Origin of the sequence: Roseomonas aeriglobus (assembly GCA_016937575.1) — a bacterium.
GTDB lineage: Bacteria > Pseudomonadota > Alphaproteobacteria > Sphingomonadales > Sphingomonadaceae > Sphingomonas > Sphingomonas aerigloba.
In genome coordinates this window covers 971,716-992,235 of record JAFHKN010000002.1, presented here as the reverse complement: position 1 = coordinate 992,235, position 20,520 = coordinate 971,716, and the positions used below count along the sequence as shown (strand labels likewise).

Annotated in this window: 15 protein-coding genes; 1 reads left to right on the top strand and 14 read right to left on the bottom strand. The window is 66.1% G+C overall.

Annotated features, from left to right (window positions below):
* Nucleotides 1-32: 32 nt before the first annotated feature.
* From lpdA to kynU, 12 genes are all read right to left on the bottom strand, one after another.
* Complete coding sequence (gene lpdA, locus JW805_05185; GenBank protein MBN2971410.1) at nt 33-1,424, bottom strand: dihydrolipoyl dehydrogenase; 1,392 nt, start codon at nt 1,422-1,424, stop codon at nt 33-35.
* A gap of 162 nt (nt 1,425-1,586) precedes the next feature.
* Nucleotides 1,587-2,807: a 2-oxoglutarate dehydrogenase complex dihydrolipoyllysine-residue succinyltransferase gene (gene odhB / locus JW805_05180; protein MBN2971409.1), complete on the bottom strand. Its 1,221-nt coding sequence runs from the start codon at nt 2,805-2,807 to the stop codon at nt 1,587-1,589.
* Nucleotides 2,808-2,941: 134 nt separating this feature from the next.
* Nucleotides 2,942-5,908: a 2-oxoglutarate dehydrogenase E1 component gene (locus tag JW805_05175; GenBank protein ID MBN2971408.1), complete on the bottom strand. Its 2,967-nt coding sequence runs from the start codon at nt 5,906-5,908 to the stop codon at nt 2,942-2,944.
* Nucleotides 5,909-6,084: 176 nt separating this feature from the next.
* On the bottom strand, nt 6,085-6,969 hold the full coding sequence (sucD, locus tag JW805_05170) for a succinate--CoA ligase subunit alpha (protein ID MBN2971407.1): 885 nt from the start codon (nt 6,967-6,969) through the stop codon (nt 6,085-6,087).
* A 54-nt stretch (nt 6,970-7,023) separates the two neighbouring features.
* Entirely contained in the window at nt 7,024-7,320 is a 297-nt protein-coding gene (locus JW805_05165; GenBank protein ID MBN2971406.1) for a GIY-YIG nuclease family protein, read from the bottom strand.
* Nucleotides 7,321-7,365: 45 nt separating this feature from the next.
* Nucleotides 7,366-8,328 carry a malate dehydrogenase gene (mdh, locus tag JW805_05160; protein MBN2971405.1) on the bottom strand — a complete coding sequence of 321 codons (963 nt, stop codon included), beginning with the start codon at nt 8,326-8,328 and terminating at the stop codon, nt 7,366-7,368.
* 408 nt (nt 8,329-8,736) lie between these two features.
* The gene (locus tag JW805_05155) at nt 8,737-9,846 is read right to left on the bottom strand and encodes an AFG1 family ATPase (GenBank protein ID MBN2971404.1); all 1,110 of its coding nucleotides are present in this window, start codon (nt 9,844-9,846) and stop codon (nt 8,737-8,739) included.
* 100 nt (nt 9,847-9,946) lie between these two features.
* On the bottom strand, nt 9,947-10,732 hold the full coding sequence (locus JW805_05150; GenBank protein MBN2971403.1) for a succinate dehydrogenase iron-sulfur subunit: 786 nt from the start codon (nt 10,730-10,732) through the stop codon (nt 9,947-9,949).
* Between the two features lie 84 nt (nt 10,733-10,816).
* On the bottom strand, nt 10,817-12,196 hold the full coding sequence (locus JW805_05145) for a cell envelope integrity protein CreD (protein MBN2971402.1): 1,380 nt from the start codon (nt 12,194-12,196) through the stop codon (nt 10,817-10,819).
* A gap of 127 nt (nt 12,197-12,323) precedes the next feature.
* Nucleotides 12,324-12,899 carry an ATP-dependent Clp protease proteolytic subunit gene (locus JW805_05140; protein ID MBN2971401.1) on the bottom strand — a complete coding sequence of 192 codons (576 nt, stop codon included), beginning with the start codon at nt 12,897-12,899 and terminating at the stop codon, nt 12,324-12,326.
* 37 nt (nt 12,900-12,936) lie between these two features.
* Nucleotides 12,937-13,923, bottom strand: coding sequence for a hypothetical protein (locus JW805_05135; protein MBN2971400.1), 987 nt, complete (start codon nt 13,921-13,923; stop codon nt 12,937-12,939).
* 77 nt (nt 13,924-14,000) lie between these two features.
* Nucleotides 14,001-15,194: a kynureninase gene (gene kynU, locus JW805_05130; protein ID MBN2971399.1), complete on the bottom strand. Its 1,194-nt coding sequence runs from the start codon at nt 15,192-15,194 to the stop codon at nt 14,001-14,003.
* Nucleotides 15,195-15,441: 247 nt separating this feature from the next.
* Here kynU and JW805_05125 point away from each other — a divergent pair, with 247 nt between their 5' ends.
* Nucleotides 15,442-16,800, top strand: coding sequence for a glucose/galactose MFS transporter (locus tag JW805_05125; GenBank protein ID MBN2971398.1), 1,359 nt, complete (start codon nt 15,442-15,444; stop codon nt 16,798-16,800).
* Nucleotides 16,801-16,932: 132 nt separating this feature from the next.
* On the opposite strand, the gene JW805_05120 is transcribed toward JW805_05125, so the two are convergent.
* Together JW805_05120 and JW805_05115 are read right to left on the bottom strand one after the other, a co-directional pair.
* Entirely contained in the window at nt 16,933-18,333 is a 1,401-nt protein-coding gene (locus JW805_05120; protein MBN2971397.1) for a sugar porter family MFS transporter, read from the bottom strand.
* A gap of 100 nt (nt 18,334-18,433) precedes the next feature.
* Complete coding sequence (locus JW805_05115) at nt 18,434-20,458, bottom strand: TonB-dependent receptor (protein MBN2971396.1); 2,025 nt, start codon at nt 20,456-20,458, stop codon at nt 18,434-18,436.
* Nucleotides 20,459-20,520: the final 62 nt, after the last annotated feature.

Sequence of the window (20,520 nt, the reverse complement as noted above, 5' to 3'; positions counted from 1 at the left end):
GCGCCGCAGCCCTCGCTGCGGCGCGGGGACGATCAGATGTGGATGGGCTTGCCCTGCACCGCCATCGCGGCTTCCTTGATCGCTTCCGAATGGGTCGGGTGGGCGTGGCAGGTGTAGGCGATATCCTCGCTGGTCGCGCCGAATTCCATCGCTTGCGCGATCTGCGCGATCATGGTGCCGCCGGGGACCGCGATCACCCACGCGCCGAGCACGCGGTCGGTCTTGGCGTCCGAGATGACCTTCACGAAACCGTCCGGCTCGTGGTTGGTCTTGGCGCGGCTGTTAGCCATCATCGGGAACTTGCCGACCTTGACCTCGCCCTTTTCCTTGGCCTGTTCTTCGGTCAGGCCGACGCCGGCGATCTCGGGCCAAGTGTAGACGACGCTCGGAATGATGTCGTGGTTCACGATGCCCGTCTGGCCGGCGATGTTCTCGGCGACCGCAATGCCTTCGTCCTCGGCCTTGTGCGCGAGCATCGGGCCCGGCACGACGTCACCGATCGCCCAGACACCGTCGGTCTTGGTGCGGAAGTCGTGATCGATTTCGATCTGGCCGCGCTGGTTGGTCGACAGACCCGCCGCTTCCAGGTTCAGCCCGTCGGTGTTCGGGCGACGGCCGATCGACACCAGCACGACATCGGCGTCGAGCGTCGTCGCTTCACCGCCCTGGGCAGGCTCCAGCGTCAGCGTCGCGCTGTCGCCGTTATTCTGGATGCCGGTGACCTTGGTCGACAGCTTGAACTCGATCCCCTGCTTCTTGAAGATCTTGTTGGCTTCCTTGCGGATTTCGCCGTCGAAGCCGGGCAGGATCTGGTCGAGGAATTCGACGCAGGTGACCTTGGCACCCAGGCGCCGCCACACCGAACCCAGCTCCAACCCGATCACACCGCCGCCGATGACGACCATGTGGTTCGGGACCTTCGCCAGCTCCAGTGCGCCGGTCGAATCGACGATGACCTTTTGATCGATCTCGACGCCCGGCAGCGGGGTGACCGAGGAACCGGTCGCGATGACGATGTTCTTGGCGGTTACCGTCTGGCCGGCGACGTCGACGCTGTGCGCGTCCTTGAACGCCGCCTTGCCCTTCAGCCAGGTCACCTTGTTCTTCTTGAACAGGAACTCGATGCCGCCCGTCAGCTGCTTCACCGCATCGCGGCGCTGGCCATGCATCGTTTCCAGGTCGAGCTCAGGCTGAACCTTGATGCCCAGCTTCGCCATCGTGCCGTTGGCGGCATGATCGAACAACTCGGACGCATGCAGCATCGCCTTCGACGGAATGCAGCCGACGTTGAGACAGGTGCCACCCAGCGTCTCGCGGCTTTCCGCGCACGCCGTCTTCAGCCCCAGCTGTGCCGCACGGATTGCGGCGACATAGCCACCGGGGCCAGCGCCGATCACGAGGACGTCGTAGTCGTATTCAGCCATGAAACTCACTCCGTTCGCCCTGAGCTTGTCGCGGGTACCCATCAAAGTGATATTTTGATGGGGCCCTTCGAGGGGCTGTACTTCTTTTCGATCCGTTCGACGAAGAAGAACGGTGCTTCGACAAGCTCAGCACGAACGGATGTGGGTACTTTGGTCCTGCGCTTACAGGTCGATCAGAATCCGCGTCGGGTCCTCGATCGCGTTCTTCAGCGCGACGAGGAAGGTCACCGCCTCGCGGCCGTCGATCAGGCGGTGATCGTAGCTGAGCGCGAGATACATCATCGGGCGCACCACGACCTGACCGTCACGGACCACCGGGCGGTCCTCGATGCGGTGAAGGCCGAGCACCGCCGACTGCGGCGGGTTGATGATCGGGGTCGACATCAGCGAACCGAACACGCCGCCGTTCGAGATGGTGAAGGTACCGCCCTTCATCTCGTCCATCTTCAGCGTGCCGTCCTTGGCGCGCTTCCCGAAGTCGCCGATGGTCTTTTCGATCCCGGCGACCGACAGGTTTTGCGCGTCGCGGATAACCGGAACGACCAGGCCCTGTGGCGCACTGACCGCGACCGAGATGTCGGCATAGTCGTGGTAAACGATCTCATCGCCTTCGATGCTGGCGTTGACGGCGGGAATGTCCTTTAGCGCCATCGTCGCGGCCTTCACGAAGAAGCCCATGAAGCCCAGGCGGACGCCGTGCTTCTTTTCGAACAGGTCCTTGTACTTGGCGCGTGCCTCGATCACCGCGGTCATGTCGACGTCGTTGAACGTCGTGAGCATGGCGGCGGTATTCTGTGCTTCCTTCAGACGCTTGGCGATCGTCTGGCGCAAGCGGGTCATCTTGACGCGCTCTTCGCGACGCTCGCCCGTTGCGGCCTGCGCCGGGGCGGCGGCGGGAGCCGCAGCCTGCGGGGCCGGCGCCGACTTGGCCGCCAGCACATCGTCTTTGGTCAGGCGGCCGTCCTTGCCGGTGCCCTTGATCGTCGCGGGATCGACGCCGGTTTCCAGCACCGCGCGGCGAACCGACGGGCTGAGCGCAGCCGGCGCGTCGCCACCACCGCTGGCCGGGGCCTGCTGGCCGGCAGCTTCGGTCGGGGCGGGCGTGGGCGCCGGAGCGGCGGCGGCGGGCTTGGCGGCCGCACCGTCACCCGCCTCGATCACGCCGATCGTCGCGCCGACGGCGACGGTGTCGCCGACCTGCACCCCGTACTGACCCATCACGCCGGCGACCGGGGCGGGGACTTCGACGGAGACCTTGTCGGTTTCCAGGCTCGCGATGGGCTCGTCGGCGGCGACGGGGTCACCCGGCTGCTTCAGCCATTCCCCCAGCGTCGCTTCGGTGATCGATTCGCCCAGGACGGGGACTTTGATTTCGGTCGACATTCTTTTCAGCCCTCTTGTTCCCCGGCGAAGGCCGGGGCCCAGTTGCGATCGGGTCGAAGTGAACCGTATCGCTATCCAACTCAACATCACGAACCTGGACCCCGGCCTTCGCCAGGGCACAGGATCAGCTTAGCTTACGATCCAGCCTTCCCGGTCGTCTTGGGGTCTTCACTCTTCTGCGCGCGGCGGATTTCCTCGCGAACATTGTGGCCCAGCGCGTCGGCGACGAGCGCCGCCTGTTCGAGCTGGTGCCGCTTCATCAGGCCCGTTGCCGGCGAGGCGGAGGCCGCACGGCCGGCGTAGCGCGCGCGGCGGATACGGCAGCCGGCGTCGGCCAGCGCTTCCTCGATCAGCGGCTCGACGAAGAACCAGTAACCGTTGTTCTTCGGCTCTTCCTGCGCCCAGATGATCTCTTCGAGGTTCGGCATGTTGCGGATGCGCTCGGCCAGCGGCTCGCCCGGGAAGGGATAGAGCTGTTCGATGCGGACGATCTGCGTATCCGTATCGCCCGCGGCGTCGCGTGCCTCCATCAGGTCGTAGCTGACCTTGCCGGTGCAAAGGACGAGGCGCTTTGTATTGGCGTCCGACGGCGCCTTCGGGTCCGACAGGATGCGGCGGAAGTGGCTGTCGCCCAGGAAGTCCTCCGCCTTGCTTACTGCGAGTTTGTGCCGCAGCAGCGACTTCGGCGTCATGATGACCAGCGGCTTGCGGAACGTCCGGTGCATCTGCCGGCGCAGCAGGTGGAAATAGTTCGCCGGCGTAGTGCAGTTGGCGACCTGGATATTGTCCTGCGCACAGGCCTGGAGGAAGCGTTCCGGACGCGCCGAGCTATGCTCCGGCCCCTGCCCCTCATAACCATGCGGCAGCAGCATCACGAGGCCGTTGGCGCGGAGCCACTTCGACTCACCGCTCGTGATGAACTGGTCGATCATGATCTGCGCGCCGTTCACGAAATCGCCGAACTGCGCCTCCCACAGCACGAGCGTCTTCGGGTCGGCAAGCGCGAAGCCATATTCGAAGCCGAGCACGCCATATTCGCTGAGCGGCGAATCGAGCACTTCGAAGCGGCCATGGGGCAGCGTCGTCAGCGGCACATATTTATGCTCATCGGTCTGGTCGACCCACACCGCGTGACGCTGGCTGAACGTGCCGCGGCCCGAATCCTGCCCCGACAGGCGGACGCCATAGCCTTCCGACATCAGCGAGCCGAACGCGAGCGCTTCGCCGGTCGCCCAGTCGAAATTCTCACCGCTGGCGAACATGTTCCGCTTGGCGTCGAGCACGCGCGACAGCGTCTTGTGGATCTGGATGCTGTCCGGAACCGTCGTCAGCGTGCGGCCGAGGCTGTCGAACAGCTTCTTGTCGATGCCCGTCTCGACGTTGCGGCGGCTGCTTTCGCCGTCGGCGGGCGCATGCAGGCCCGACCAGCGGCCGGCGAACCAGTCCGCCTTGTTCGGCTTGTACGAGGCACCGGCCTCGAACTCGCCTTCCATCAGCGTGTCGAACTGCTTCCACTGTTCGTCGATCCACGCCTGGTCGACGACGCCTTCCGCCATCAGCCGATCGCCGTAGATCTTGCTGACACCGGGGTGCTGCTTGATCTTGGCGTACATCAGCGGCTGGGTGAACGATGGTTCGTCGCCTTCGTTGTGGCCGAAGCGGCGATAGCACCACATGTCGATAACGACATCGCGGTGGAAGGTCTGGCGGAACTCGATCGCCATCTTGGTGGCGAAGGTCACGGCTTCGGGATCGTCGCCATTGACGTGGAAGATCGGCGCCTGGACGCCCTTCGCCACGTCCGACGGGTACGGCGAGCTACGCGCGAACTGCGGGCTGGTGGTGAAGCCGACCTGGTTGTTGATGATGAAGTGGACGCAACCGCCGGTGTTGTAACCGCGAATCCCCGAGAAGCCGAGGCATTCCCAGACGATCCCCTGGCCCGCGAACGCCGCGTCGCCGTGGATCAGCACCGGCAGCGACGCCTTGTGTTCATTGAGGTCGTTGGCCAGCGTCTGGATCGCGCGGGTCTTGCCCAGCACGACCGGGTCCGCCGCCTCGAGGTGCGACGGGTTGGCGACCAGCGACATATGGACCTTGATCCCGTCGAACTCGCGGTCGGTCGAGGTGCCGAGGTGGTACTTCACGTCGCCCGAACCGCCGACGTCCTCAGGATTGGACGAGCCGCCCGAGAATTCGTGGAAGATCGCGCGGTAGGGCTTGGCCATCACGTTGGCGAGGACGTTCAGGCGGCCACGGTGAGCCATGCCATAAACGATCTCGCGGACGCCCTGCTGGCCGCCGTATTTGATGACGCTTTCCAGCGCCGGGATCATGCTCTCGCCGCCGTCCAGGCCGAAACGCTTGGTGCCGACGTATTTCTTTCCGAGGAACTTCTCGTACCCCTCGGCATGGATCACCTTGCTGAGGATCGCCTTCTTGCCGTCGGGCGTGAACTGAATCGCCTTGTCGCGGCCCTCCATCCGGTCCTGCAGGAACTTGCGCTCCTCCACGTCCGCGATGTGCATATATTCCAGTCCGACATTGCCGCAGTAGTTCTTGCGAAGGATATCGACGAGCTCGCGGATCGTCGCGGTCTGCAGGCCGAGCACGCCGCCGAGATACACCGGCGTGTCGATCTGGTCGTCGGTGAAGCCGTGATATTCGGTCTTCAGATCGTCCGGCAGCTCGCGGGTCGACAGGCCCAGCGGATCGAGGTTCGCTGCCAGGTGACCGCGGACGCGGTAGGTGCGGATCAGCGTCATCGCGCGGATCGACGCATCGGCCGCGGCGCGGATGGCATCAGGCGAGGCGGCCGGGGCGGCGGCGGGCGCGGGCTTTGCACCGGGCTTCGCGGGCTTGGGCGCGGGCTCCATTTGCGTCGGGTCGAGCCCGGCGGTGAGCGCATCCGTCTCCGACAGCGGCCAGTTCGTCTTGGCCCACGACGGCCCCGTCGCGGCGCCCTCCAGCCCTTCGAAGAAGTCACGCCAACCGGGTTCGAGGCCCGACGGGTCGCTCTTGTACTTCGCATAGAGCGTGTCGACGAACGCCGGCGAAACGCCGCCGGCGATATCCGAGAAATCCTGGCCTTCGTAGCCCATAACCACGTCCTCACTTCCCCTCTCCCCGTGGGAGAGGGTTGCGCAGACTTAGGCCTGAAAGGCCTTAGTCGTAGCTGGGTGAGGGTATCCCGCTATCAAGCGCACGATCCCCTCATCCAACCTCCGCTAGCGAGCAAGCTCGCAAGCTGCGGTATCCTTCTCCCTCTGGAGAAGGTTTACTTGCTCAACACCGAGACCAGCGTCTCGCCCAGCAGGCTGGGCGAATCCGCGACCTTGATGCCGGCAGCTTCCATCGCCGCGATCTTGCTTTCGGCGTCGCCCTTGCCGCCCGACACGATGGCGCCGGCGTGGCCCATGCGACGGCCCGGAGGCGCCGTGCGGCCCGCAATGAAGCCGGCCATCGGCTTCTTGCGGCCGCGCTTGGCCTCGTCGATCAGGAACTGCGCGGCCTGCTCCTCGGCGTCGCCGCCGATTTCGCCGATCATGATGATGGATTCGGTCGCGTCGTCGGCCAGGAACAGCTCCAGCACGTCGATGAAGTTGGTGCCGTTGACCGGATCGCCGCCGATGCCGACCGCAGTGGTCTGGCCGAGGCCAGCGTTGGTCGTCTGGAACACCGCTTCATAGGTTAGCGTGCCCGAGCGCGACACGACGCCGACCGAACCCTTCGAGAAGATGCTGCCCGGCATGATGCCGATCTTGCATTCGCCCGGCGTCAGCACGCCCGGGCAGTTCGGACCGATCAGGCGCGACTTGCTGCCTGACAGCGCTCGCTTCACCTTTACCATGTCGAGCACCGGAATGCCCTCGGTGATGCAGACGATCAGCGGCACTTCGGCGTCGATCGCTTCTAGAATCGAATCCGCAGCGAAGGGCGGCGGCACGTAGATGACGCTGGCATCGGCGCCGGTCTTGGTCACCGCTTCGGCAACGGTGTTGAACACCGGGAGCCCCAGATGCTCGGTACCGCCCTTACCCGGCGTGACGCCGCCCACCATCTGCGTGCCGTAATCCAGCGCCGCCTTGGTGTGGAAGCTGCCGGTCTCCCCGGTCATGCCCTGGGTGATGACCTTGGTGTTCTTGTTGACGAGGATGCTCATTCGCTCTCAATCCTTACCACCCCGGCGCAGGCCGGGGTCCAGTGGGGAAAACGATCATGGTTGGGCGATACGATCGTAGAGGTCGTCCCAATCGGGATTTAGCCCTTCGATTTCTCGCACCTTCCAGGCGCGCTTCCACTCCTTCATTTGCAGCTCGCGCTGCCGTGCGGCGTCCCAGCTACCTGCAAACTCGTACCATACGAGACGCTTGCAGCCGTATCTCTTTGTGAACCCATCGACGACGCCGTTGCGATGTTCCCAGACGCGCTTCGACAGGTTCACCGTCGAGCCGAGATACAGCGTGCCGTTTCTCGAACTCGACATAATGTAAACGCAGGCCTGATCATCCATCGCACGGCCTCCGCCACTGAACCCCGGCCTTCGCCGGGGTGGAGGTCAGTTCAGGCTGCCATCAATCCCCTTGCAGGCGACCAACAGTTCCTTGACCGCGTCGACCGAGACCTGGAGGTTGGCCTTCGCCTCGTCAGACAGCTTGACCTCGACGACCTTCTCGACGCCGTCCTTGCCGATCACCACCGGCACGCCAACGTACAGGTCATCGACGCCGTACTGGCCGGTCAGGTGGGCGGCCGCCGGCAGGATGCGCTTCTGGTCGTAGAGATAGGCTTCCGCCATCGCGATGCCGCTGGTGGCGGGCGCATAATAGGCCGAGCCGGTCTTCAGCAGCGCGACGATCTCGCCGCCGCCGCCGCGGGTGCGCTTCACGATCTCGTCGACGCGCTCCTTGGTGGAGAAGCCCATTTCGATCAGGTCGGTGACCGGAATACCGCTGACGGTCGAATATTCGAGGACCGGGACCATCGTGTCGCCGTGGCCGCCGAGCACGAAGGTGTTGATGTCCTTCACCGAGGTACCGAATTCCTCGGCGAGGAAGTGGCTGAAGCGCGCCGAGTCGAGAACGCCGGCCATGCCGACGACCTTCTGGTGCGGCAGGCCGGAGAATTCGCGCAGCGCCCAGACCATCGCGTCGAGCGGGTTGGTGATGCAGATGACGAACGCGTCGGGGGCGTGCTCGGCGATGCCCTCGCCGACCGCCTTCATCACCTTCAGGTTGATGCCGAGCAAATCGTCGCGGCTCATGCCCGGCTTGCGCGCGACACCCGCCGTCACGATGATGACATCAGCGCCCGCGATGTCCTTGTAATCGTTTGATCCGATGATCTTGGCATCGAAACCTTCGACCGGGCCGCACTGCGACAGGTCGAGCGCCTTGCCCTGCGGCACGCCTTCGACGACGTCGAACAGCACGATATCGCCCAGACCCTTCAGGGCGGCCAGGTGCGCGAGCGTGCCGCCGATATTGCCGGCGCCGATCAGCGCGATCTTCTTGCGAGCCAAAACCGTCTCTCCCTTCGCGAACATTGAGGATCGGGCGCGCCCGAAATTCACAACCTGCAGACGCGCGAAAGTCGGACGGGGCCATAGGCCCATCCCGCGCCTGCGGCAACCCGTAAAACGGAAGGGTTAAGGAGTTTTACTGATAACCGTTCGCAGTAGCGATAAAGCGAAAGGTACGTGGTTCGGAGAGGATGTGGAGGCACCAAGAGAAGGTTGTGGCCGACGCGCCACCCGTCCGTTCGTCACTCCCGCGAGGGCAGGAATTCCTTCTAGCTGACCGTCGGCCGTCTCACCGCGACCAGCGACTACTGAATCCTGCTTTCGCGGAAATGACGGTGGAAAGGGGCGTACTCCGCACCAAAGCCAAAGCTCTTCGCGCCTTCGCGCCTTCTCTGAACAGAGCTTCTCTTATTCTGCCCCATGGCCCAGCGCGAGATAATCGGCCGAACGCATTTCCATGAGCCGGCTCGCCGTCCGCTCGAACTCGAACGCCCCGTCGCCTGCGATGTACAGGTCATCCGGCTGAGCATCGGCGGTCGCGAGCAGCTTCACCTTATGCTCGTACAGCGCATCGATCAGGGTCACGAAGCGCGCCGCTTCGTTGCGGTTCTCCGGTCCCATACGCGGAATGCCGACGATGATGACGGTGTGGAAATGCCGCGCGATGGCGAGATAGTCGGGCACCCCGCGCGGCTCGCCGCACAGGCGCTTGAAGCTGAACACCCCGACGCCCTTCAGGCTCTTGGGTACATGCAGCACGCGTCCGCCGGGGATGGCCAAGTCCTCGCTCGGCACGTTCGCGCGATCGGCGGGGTCGAAATCGGTCAAGCGAAAGAACGCATCCGTGACGGCCTGCGTCGCCGCATCGCCGGTCGGGACGTGCCACGTTTCCCCGTTGCCGAGCCGATCGAGCCGATAATCGGTCGGGCCGTTCAGCGCGATCACGTCCATCTTCTGTTCGATCAGCGCGATGAATGGCAGGAAGAGGTGGCGATTGAGGCCATTCTTGTAGAGATCGCCCGGCACGCGGTTCGAGGTCGCGACGATCGTCACGCCGCGGTCGAACAGCCCGATGAAGAGCCGCGACAGGATCGCCGCATCCGCCATGTTGGTGACGACCAGCTCGTCGAACGCCAGCACGCGGACATCTTCGGCCAACGCGGCGGCGACGGGCGGAATCGGGTCGCCCGCCTCCTTCTCGCGCTCGCGGCGCAGGCGGTCGTGAACCTCCGCCATGAATTCGTGGAAATGAACGCGGCGTTTCTGCTCGATCTTCAGGCAGCTGTGGAACAGGTCCATCAGCATCGACTTGCCGCGCCCGACCCCGCCCCACATGTAGATACCGCGCAGGGGCTCCGGCGCACGACCGAACAGGCGGCCGATCAGGCCGGGCTTCTCCTGCGTCTCAAGCGCCGTCGCCAGCGCGGCAAGGCGGCTGGCGGCGTCCTTTTGCGCAGGGTCGGGACGAAGTTCGCCGCTGGCGACCAGCGCTTCGTAGCGGGCGAGGACGTTGGGCATCACCGTGCTCCGGCGAAGGCCGGAGCGTTGGCCGGCGCGAGGCTGTGATCGCCAGCGCTCCGGCCTGCGCCGGAGCACCGCAGGTGACAGATCGAACGGATCAGAGGATCCGCTCGGCTTCCATCTTCTTGATCTCCGCGATCGCCTTCGCCGGGCTGAGGCCCTTCGGGCAGGCATTCGCGCAGTTCATGATCGTGTGGCAGCGATAGAGGCGGAACGGATCCTCAAGCGCGTCGAGGCGCTCGCCGGTCATCTCGTCGCGGCTGTCGGCCAGCCAGCGATAGGCCTGGAGCAGGATCGCGGGGCCCAGGAACTTGTCGCTGTTCCACCAATAGCTGGGGCAGCTGGTCGAGCAGCAGGCGCACAGAATGCACTCGTACAGCCCGTCGAGCTTCTCGCGCTGTTCGGGCGACTGGAGCCGCTCCTTGCCAGCCGGTGCCGGGGTGACGGTCTGCAGCCACGGCTTGATCGAGGCATATTGCGCGTAGAAGTGGGTGAAGTCCGGGACCAGGTCCTTGATGACGTCCATCGCCGGCAAGGGCGTGATGCGCACTTCGCCCGAGATATCCTCGATCGCGGTCGTGCAGGCCAGACCGTTCTTGCCCCCGAGATTCATCGAGCAGGACCCGCAGATGCCCTCGCGGCACGAGCGGCGGAAGGTCAGCGACGGGTCCTGTTCCGCCTTGATCTTGATGAGCGCGTCGAGGACCATCGGACCGCAATCGTCGAGGTCGATCTCGAACGTGTCATAGCGGGGGTTTTCCCCCGAATCCGGGTCGTAGCGATAGATTTTGAACGATTTCACGCGGGTCGCCCCGGCCGGCGCCTTGTGCACGCGGCCCTTGCCCGTGATCTTGCTGTTCTTCGGCAGGGTGAATTCGGCCATCGCTTGTATCCGTCCTTCTCTGAAGCGCGCGATAGCGGGTGATGCGCGCGGGCTCAACCGTCACGCGCATCACCCCTTGCGAATTCAGCTCGCTTGCGCTTCGCCGTCGCGCCCGCCCCATTCGATGTTGCGTGTCAGATACATGATGCTCGCCAGCGCCGCGAACAACAGGACCGAACCGATGAGCAGCGAATATTCCTCGAGGCTCAGCAGGACATAGAGCACGCCGTAGAGCGCCGCGAGCAGCGCAGCGATGAAGCCCGCGCGGCGGCGGCTGCCGAGCACGGCGGCGGAATAGGTCGTCAGCAGCCCGACGATCGCTGAACCCGCCACCAGATAGGCGGCGGCAAAGCCGATCACTTCGGCGAAGGCGAGCAGCATGACGAAGAACAGCACTAGGCCCGCACCGACCAGCAGATATTCGATTGCCGACACGCGCACCCCGCCGACGACGTCGAACATCAGGAATGCCATGAAGGTGAAGCCGATGAACAGGAACCCGTATTTCACGCTGCGGTTGACCTGGGCGTAGAGATCGACCGGCGATATCAGCGTGACGCCCGCTTCATGCGTTGCGACGGTGGAGCCTGGCTGCGGCTTTTCCGAGATCACCGGCGACGGCGTGCCATCCTCGACCAGCGCCTTGCCAAGCGCCAGATTACCGACCCGCCAGCGAGCGGTGAAGCCCTTCGCATCGATGCTGTGCGCGGCGGGCAGGAACCCGCCCTGGAAGCTCGGGTGCGCCCAGGGCGACGTCACCGTCCAGCGGGTATCGCCGGCCAGCGGCGCGAGTGTCAGGCTGGCATTGCCGCGGAAGTCGAAAGCGAAGGTCGCTCGGAGCGGCCGGGAGCGCAGAGCGCTCGCGTCGAACGGCGCGACGAAGCCCGACCCGCCGGTCGATGCCAGCCCCTTGCCCGGCCGCAGCGTGCGGCGGACGCCGTCGATCACGACGACGGGCGGCGGCCCATACAGCCCGCGCGCGTCGCTCAGGCCGAATCGCAGTTCGGCCCGGTCATAGGCGAGCGCATCGACCGTGGTGCGAAACCGTGTGAGGTCGGTCGGCAGCGCAAAGCGGGCTGTGCCACTCGTCTTTGCCGAGTAAACGACCGCCTCGTAGATCGAGCGACGCCGGCGCTCGGGCGCGAGCGACGAGGTGATGTCGGCAATGTCCGGCGCAACGTGCAACTCGCGCCAAACCTGTGACGTCCGTGTCGTCGGCCGATCATTCTCGGTTACCGTCTCGGTCACTTCCGTCTGATAGGGGATGACCAGGACGGGCCCCGCGATCGTCTGCGGTCCGCCCCATCCTTCGGCGATCGAAGCGCGGGCCGTCTCGGACTGAGTCTGGCGATCGTAAACGAGGAAATAGACCGCGAAGAGCGGAATGGTGAGCGCCGCGGCGACGAGGATCGCGAAGGCAAGCTTCATCGTCGGTGTTCGCTCGGTCGACGGGGAATACGCCATGAAACGGCTCCTGCTGTGGAGCCGCCATCATGGCGCGCGCTTGGGTGAGCGACATGAGCGAGGAGTGAGATCCTGGTGAAAAACGCCGCCTCCCCGCGCCCCGCCGAGAGCACGGATCACGGCACGATCAGATCACATCGAGGATGAGGCCCATCGCCAGCGCTTCCTGGCAGTCGATATACCAGTTGTTCGGCGCCTTTCGGAGCAGCTCGTCATAATCGACCGTCGACCCGGCGATGAGCGCACGAAAACCCTCTTCCTCGATCGCGATCGATTGTTCGATCTCGTGCAGCTTCCCCTTCAGGTTGGCGACCTGCATCCTGAGCGGTCCGTTCAGTTCGACCGACGCGGTCATCTGGCGCTCGTGGATCATGATGCGTGTGCCGCGCGTCAGGAAACGCTTGTCGTTGGGGAACGCCGCCATGAACGTCGCTCCGGCCGAATAGACCGCGACCTTGCCCAGGAACAGCGTCTCGCGGCCGGTATAGTCGCCGAGCAGCCGTACGTCGTCGCCCATGGCGCGCGCGACTTCGGGATCGCCGCCCAACGTCGTGATCGAGAAGACCAAACTGCCCTCCGCCGGCGCGCCGAGGACCTGCTGACGAAAACTGTCGTACATCGCATCGTTCACCGGCCCATGCAGATGGACATGCGGATGCGCGAGCAGGGGATAGTGGCGGGCGCTGGGGCGTGTCTGGTCCATGGCGCGCCGAACCGGTCAGCCGCCTGCTAAGTTCCCGTCAGCGTCGATGTGGTATCGATTTGATCGCCGCGACCGCCGGGCGGCCAACCGGCGCAGTGGCAATATGCGGCGTGCGCCCCTCCAGCGGCCCCAACCAACGCGCCACATGCGCGCCGATGCTGACTTGCGGTTCCGACGGCGTCAGCGCTTCGCCGGCCTCCCAGCCCGACACCAGCCCTATCGCGTCCGAAACCGCTGCGGCCAGCGGCTGGGGCTTGCGCAGCGCATGGTTGATGAGCGCGTCGCCGAAAAAGGTCCAGTCATTGTCGCTGACGCAGCCGAACGAGCTTCGTTCCGACGAGGCGGCGGTCACGATGACGCTGGTCGGCGACTGGAGCAGCGGCACGAACACGCCCGAATAACAAGCGCTGACCAGGATCATGCGGTTGCCGATGCCGAGGTCACCCAGCATCTGCCACAGGCGATACGGCGACAGCGCACCATAGCCCTGGTCGCCGTCGTTATAGACGACGCCCAGCGGCGCCCCGTGGCTGGTGGTGTAGAGGATCAGCACGTCCTCCGCGGTGTCCATTGCCTCGGCCACGCGGGCGAGGGCCGCCGCAATATTGTCGGGTGATCCACGCGGGTGGGCGGACTCGGCGGCGCCGTCCGATCCTGCCAGCACGATCGTCCGTCCGGCCGCGTCGTAACGGCGCGACAGTACGCGTGCCGCCTCGCGCGCCTCGCGGCCGAAGACGGGGTCGCTGTCGAGCGCCACGGCAACGACATAGGCATCGACGACGCCCTTCCGCCCGGCCTGGATGGCGGCAAGCGCGCTCGACAGCCGACGATGCTCCGCAAGCGACCACCGTGCCGGCCGCCCCTGCTCGATCTGTCCGCCGCCGTCGGCCAGCGCCTGGACCTCCTGCGGCGACGCCTTTTGCAGGATCGTCGGCGGGCCGGTCAGATGGCTGGGCGGCTGATAGTGCTGCGCCGCAGCCGCGCCCGCCAGCACCACGCCGATCGCCCCCAGCCACCGCACCACCCACGCCCCCGTGTGTCGTCCCTTTGTCGAGACAAGGTCGCGGGTGATCGGGTGAAGGTCAAGCCCGTCCGAACGCGTCAGGTAACGGCGTTAAGGGCATGGAATTGCGGCTGATCCCAGCGGCCTGTGGCCAGAACATCCGCAAGCGTCGCCACAGCCCGTTCGACGTCGGTGCTGTCGTTGTACAGCGGCGCGAAACCGAAGCGCAGGATATCGGGCGCCCGGAAATCGCCGATCACTCCGTCCGCGATCAACGCCTGCATCACGGCATAGGCTTGTGGATGTCGGAAGCCGACCTGGCTGCCGCGGGCCTCCGGATCGCGGGGCGATGCCAGGACCACGCCGGAGCAGCGCGCCTCGACCCCCGCAATGAACGCCTCGCTGAGCTCGATCGACCGCGCCCGGACGTCGGCCATATCGACTCCGTCCCAAGCGTCGAGCGCGGCGTCGAGCACGGCAAGCGCGATCACCGGCGGCGTGCCGACACGCATCCGTTCGATCCCCTTGCCCGGTCGATACTCGAGGTCGAAGGCGAAAGGCGCGGCGTGCCCCATCCACCCCGACAGCGCCGGCAGTGCAGCATCGTGATGATGGGGCGCGACATAGATGAATGCCGGCGCACCGGGCCCGCCATTCAGATATTTATAGGTGCAGCCGACCGCGAAATCGGCCCGGCCGGCGGTCACGTCGACCGGCACCGCACCGGCACTATGGGCGAGGTCCCAGATCGCGAGCGCCCCTGCCGCGTGCGCCCGTGCGGTCAGCGCCGGCATGTCGTGGCGACGGCCGGTCCGATAATCGACCTCGGTCAGCAGGGTAACCGCCACCGTCTCGTCGATCGCACTGGCAACGTCCTCTGGCGCGACGATCTTCAGCCGATAATCGGAGCCGAGCGAGGCCAGCAGCCCTTGCGCGATATAGAGATCGGTCGGGAAATTGCCGCTGTCCGACACGACGACACGCCGGTCCGGGCGCATCGCGAGCGCGGAGGCGAGCGCCTGATAGACCTTGATGCTGAGCGTATCGCCCATCACCACGCTGCCTGCCGGGGCACCGATCAATCGCGCGATCCGGTCCCCGACGCGGCCCGGCGCCGCCATCCAGCCGGCAGCGTTCCAACCGCGGATCAGCAACGCCCCCCATTCGTCGGTAACGACTTGGCGCGCGCGCTCCTGCGCGGCGATGGGCAGCGGCCCGAGCGAGTTGCCGTCAAGATAGGTGACGCCCGCCGGCAGATGGAACAATGCGCGGGTGGCGGTGAAATCGGTCATGCCGGTCGTGATGGGGGGATGGGTGGCGCAGGTCAATCTACCTGCCGCTCCTCCCCTGCAAGGGAAGGTGGCACGTGAAGCGCGACGGAGAGGTGTCACCATGTCCCAGATAGCGCGACACCCCGCCGACCGGCTGCGCCGGCCACCTCCCCTTCCAAGGGAGGATCATCACCCCCTTGCAGCGCGCCTTCCAGCCACTAGAGACGGACCGACCGAAATTATGAAACCGGTTCCAAGGGAGGACGACATGTCCACACGGCCGGCACCCCAGGTGGGCGCCAACACCACGGCGGCGTTCGCCACCGTCACCACCCTGTTTTTTGCCTGGGGGTTCATCACCTCGCTGATCGACCCGCTGGTCGCGGCGGTGAAGGGCATCTTCTCGCTGACCGACTTGCAGGCACAGCTTAGCGCGTCGGCGTTCTTCATCGCCTACGGCGTGATGAGCTTCCCCGCCGCCGCGCTGCTCAGCCGGCGCAAGTCGGTGCCGACCGTGCTCATTGCACTGACGCTGATGATCGCGGGCTGCCTGATCATGCTCGGCGCCGCCAACGCGGCCGTCTATAGCCTGGTACTGCTGGGCCTGTTCACACTGGCCAGCGGGATCACAATCCTGCAGGTCGCGGCGAACCCGCTGGCGGCGGTGCTGGGCGATCCATCGCGCAGCCATTTCCGGCTGACCTTCAGTCAGGCGTTCAACAGCCTGGGTACCTTTCTCGGCCCCTGGATCGGCGCGACGCTCTTCCTGAAGGGTGTCGAGGTAAAGGAAGGCACCGTCGTGACCGAAGCGGTGCGCCAGACCGCGCTTGGCGGCATCGATCGCGCCTTCTTCTGGATTGCGGGGCTGCTCGTCCTGTTGCTGCTGTTCTTCTTCACCATGCGCAAGCTGGTCGCCGCGGCGGCCCCGGACAGTGCTGCTCCCAAGAGCTTCGGCACCGCGATTTCCGAAGCGCTCGCATCGCGTTGGGCGGTGCTCGGCGGGCTCGGCATCTTCCTCTACGTCGGCGCCGAAGTCGCGATCGGGACGCAGATGGCGCTGTTCCTGAATTCCGATGCGATCTGGGGGCAGTCGGACGCCGCGTTCGGCGTTCCGCTGCTCGGCCTGGCGATGGGCAGCGACGGCACGCCCGGCGTCTCCCTGCTGGAAGCCGGCAAGGCCGTGTCCTTCTATTGGGGTGGTGCGATGGTCGGCCGGATCATCGGATCGGCGCTGCTGACCCGCTTCCCTGCCGCCCGCCTGCTTGCCGTGTTCGCAGGCGTCAACGTCGCCATCGCGGGCTATGTGCTGTTCGTCGGCGGCGTGGGCGCCGGCTTCGCTGCGCTGTCGATGGGGCTGTTCAACTCGATCATGTTCCCGGTCATCTTCACGCTGACGCTGGAACGTTCGACCGCCAGCCAGGAGGCGACGTCCGGCTTCCTGTGCTTCTCGATCGTCGGCGGCGCAGCGATCCCGCCGCTGACTGGCATCGTGTCGGGCGCGACCGGCAGCTATGCGACCGCATTCATCGTGCCGGCGGCGTGCTATGCCGCGCTGGTGGTGTTTGCGCTGGCAGCCGCGGGCGCGAAGGTGCGGCACTCGGGCGAGGCAGCGACGACGGTGCATTGATCCCTACGGTGCCTCGCCTGCGCGAGAGCACGACAAGGAACGTCACGCCGTGAGACGAACGCGCTGCGCGCGCTCGCTGCCCGCCGCGGCAAGTCCGTGGTTTGCTTGGCGCAAACCACGGACGCCCGCGCCTCAGCCCTTCATCGCTTCGAGTTCGACGCCCTTGGTTTCGTGAATGAACCGCTGGACCAGGAAGAAGCTGACGACCGCCGCCGCCGCATACAGGCTGTAGCTGACCGCCAGCCCCAGCCCCGCCGCCATCAGCGGGAAGCTCTGCGCGACCAGATAGTTCGAGAACCATTGCGCGAAGCCGCAAACCGCCAGCGCCGAGCCGCGGATCTGGTTGGGGAACATCTCGCCCAGCATGACCCACATGATCGGGCCCCAGCTGACATTGAAGAAGATGACGTAGAGGTTCGCCGCGACCAGCGCGATCGTGCCGAGCTCGCTCGAGAGGCTGAGCTTGCCCGCCCCATCGACCGATCCATTGGCAAAAGCATAGACCAGCGCGATCAGCGTTGCCGCCATGCCGGCCGACCCGATCAGCAGCAGCGGCTTGCGCCCGATGCGATCGACCAGCGCGATCGTTACGAAGCACGCCGCGATCGACACCAGGCCCGACACGATGTTGATCTGTAGCGATTGATCCTCGGTGAACCCGGCCAGCTGCCACAAGGTCGCGCCGTAATAGAAGATGACGTTGATGCCGACGAGTTGCTGGAACACCGCCAGCAGCAGCCCCGCCCAAAGGATCGGGCGAATGCGACCGGTTGCAGGGTTCTTCAGATCGGACAGCCGCGGGCGGTGGTCGTCAGAGAAACTGGCACGGATATCGGTAAGCTTGCCCTCCGCCTCTACGCTGCCGAACAGCTTGGCGAGCACGGTACGCGCCTCGTCGATCCGGCCCTTCGACACCAGATAGCGCGGACTTTCCGGAATCATCGTCAGCGCGACCAGGAAGACCGCCGCGGGGATCGCCTGCATCAGGTACATCCAGCGCCACGCCTCGATCCCCGCCCAATAGGGCGCGGTGGAGGCTCCGGCCGCGCGGGCGAGGAACCAGTTGACCACGAACGCCGCGGTCAGACCGGTGATGATCATGATCTGCTGGACGGTCGTCATCCGCCCGCGGATGTTCGCCGGCGCAACCTCCGAGATATAGGCCGGCGACAGCACGCTTGCCGCCCCCACCGCCATGCCGCCGGCAAACCGCGCCAGGACGAACAGCCATTGTTCGTGCGCAAAGCCCTGCACCAACGCGCCGACGAGAAAGAGCAGTGCGGCGAGCATCATCACCTTGCGGCGGCCCATCACGTCGGCCAGTCGCCCGGCAAGGAAGGCGCCGACGAAACAGCCGATCAACAGCGATCCGACGGTAAAGCCCAGACCGCCTTCGCTCAAACCGAACGCCGCCTTCAACCCCGGCTGCGTACCGTTCACGGCACCACTGTCATACCCGAACAGCAACCCGCCAATGGTGGCCACCGCGACGATCGCCGCGATGAAGCCGGTATTCGCGCGTGGATCCTGCACGACTCTTCCCCTCCCGATCATTGTTAGCGCTATCTGACGCCGGTGTCGGGCGGGTGGCAAGCGCTTATCACATTGGGCCGCGCGTACCCGGAACAGCACGCTAGGGCGTCAAACGCAGCCCGATCCACAATGTCCGCGGTGTCGCGCGCTCGACGATGCCGGTGCCGGCGACGCCCGCTTCGACCCGTTCGTCGAACAGGTTTTCACCGCGCACCTCGATCGCCACCCTCCTCCCCAAGGGAACCGCGGCGTACGCGTCGAGTGTCGTCGCCGGAGCCAGCGTCCGGCTGTTGGCGTCGTCCTCGAACTGATGCGCGGCGTGGCGGACGGTCGTGGACAGCGTCAGCCCATCGCGACGCCAGCCGATCGTGCCGGACACCAGATCACGCGGCGTCTGCGCCGGGCGAAGACCATTGAGCGCTGCCGCGGTACCACTGGCCGAGACGCGCGAATTGGCGCGGCTCCACGACAACAGCGCGAAAGCGGGGCCGGCGTCGTACCGCGCGTCGAGCTCGAGACCGCTCGACCGGATCGCGTCGAGGTTGCGCCGCACGCGGTACACCCCGTTCGCTGCAACGAAACCGACGCCGGAGAACGTTCCCGGCCCGCGCCCCTCCCCGACATTGGCGATCGCGCCGGTCAGGCGATCGCGAAAGACGCTGACCCCGAACGAGGCGCCGCGGACCGGCGTAAGAGTTACGCCCGCGTCGACGCCGGTCAGCCGCTCCGGGGCCAGGGCAGCGTTGGCGGCAGTCGCGTCGGCGCCGACGCGGAATGGCCGGTAGAGCTCGTTGAGCGTCGGAAGGCGCCAGCCACGATAGGCTGCAACGCGGAATCGAACTGCCTCGACAGGGGCCACCGCGAGGCCGGCGCGGCCGGTCCATTCAGTGCCGGTGCGATCGGGATGGACCATATCGGTCAGCGCCCCGCCGCCGGCGAGCAGCGCCTCTCGGCTGCGGCCATCGCTGATCCGCCAGCGATCGACCCGTCCGCCGAGCGTCAACGTCACACGCCCCCGCTCGACGCTGGCGTCGGCGAACAGGCCCATGGTCCGCGCCGATCCGCCCGCCTCGCGTCGCCGCGTCGGCACACCCGCGGTGTAGCTGTACAGTTCCTGCGTCCGCCCCTTGACGTCGCGCCAATCGCCGCCGAGCCGCAGATCGACGCCCTCCCCCACCGGGGGCACCAACTCCATACGCGCACCAAGGCCCGTTGCCGGCGTATTATACTGGTCGAGCGTCGGCGTGACGGTAGCGCGCGCCGCGTCGACCGCCGCGAACTGCGAAGCAAAGCTCCGGGTCTGGAGGTAGGCCAGGGCAGAGAACCCCCACCGTCCTCGCCCGATCAGGCGCACGCTCGCATCGGCGCCCTCGCTGCGGTTGCGGGTGAAGTCGGTGCCGCGGTCGCGGACGTCGGCGAACGCGGCCATGTTCGCCTGAAGCTCGGTCGCGCTGCCGATCGGCAGTACGGCACGGACCGCGCCGGACGCCTGTTCATAGGGTGCGGCGCGATCGGCCGGCCCGCGGCTCTCGGCGACGATCGGTACGAAGCCGTCGCCGCGGGCATAAGCGGCCGAGACGGTCGCGAACCCCTGCCCGCTTTGCAGCAATGTAGACGCGGACGCATCGAGCGAACGCCGGCTGCCGTAAGCGATCGACCCGGCGATGGGCGCTCCCGCGCGGCCGGCGCTCTCCAGTTCGACCGTTCCGGCCAAGGCGCCCGCGCCGAAATAACCGCTGCCCCCGCCGCGCGTGACGCGGATCAGGCCGATGCGATCGGTCGCATAGGCCGGAAACGCGACCCAGCCCCCGAACGGGTCGGCCTGAGGCACGCCGTCGAGGACCAGCAGCGCACGGCTCGACGCGTTGCCCCCGATGCCGCGCAACGAAATGCCCTGGCTGGTGGGATTGGCGGTGCGAGAATCCGATCGGCGGAACTGCTGGAGCCCCGCCACGTCGGCCAGCACCGATTCCAGGCGAGCACTCGCCGACTCCGCGATCCGCTCGGGCGCAATGGTGACGACGTCGAACGCGGCGTCGCCAGGCCGGGGCGCGAGACCGCGGCCGGTGACGACGACTTCGGTCGTTTGCGCGTGCGCCGGCACCGATGCCGACACCAGGAGCAAGACCGCCGACCCGAAATACGAAGTTATAGCTGTTCCCCCAACGCCAGCCGCTGGAACGCAGG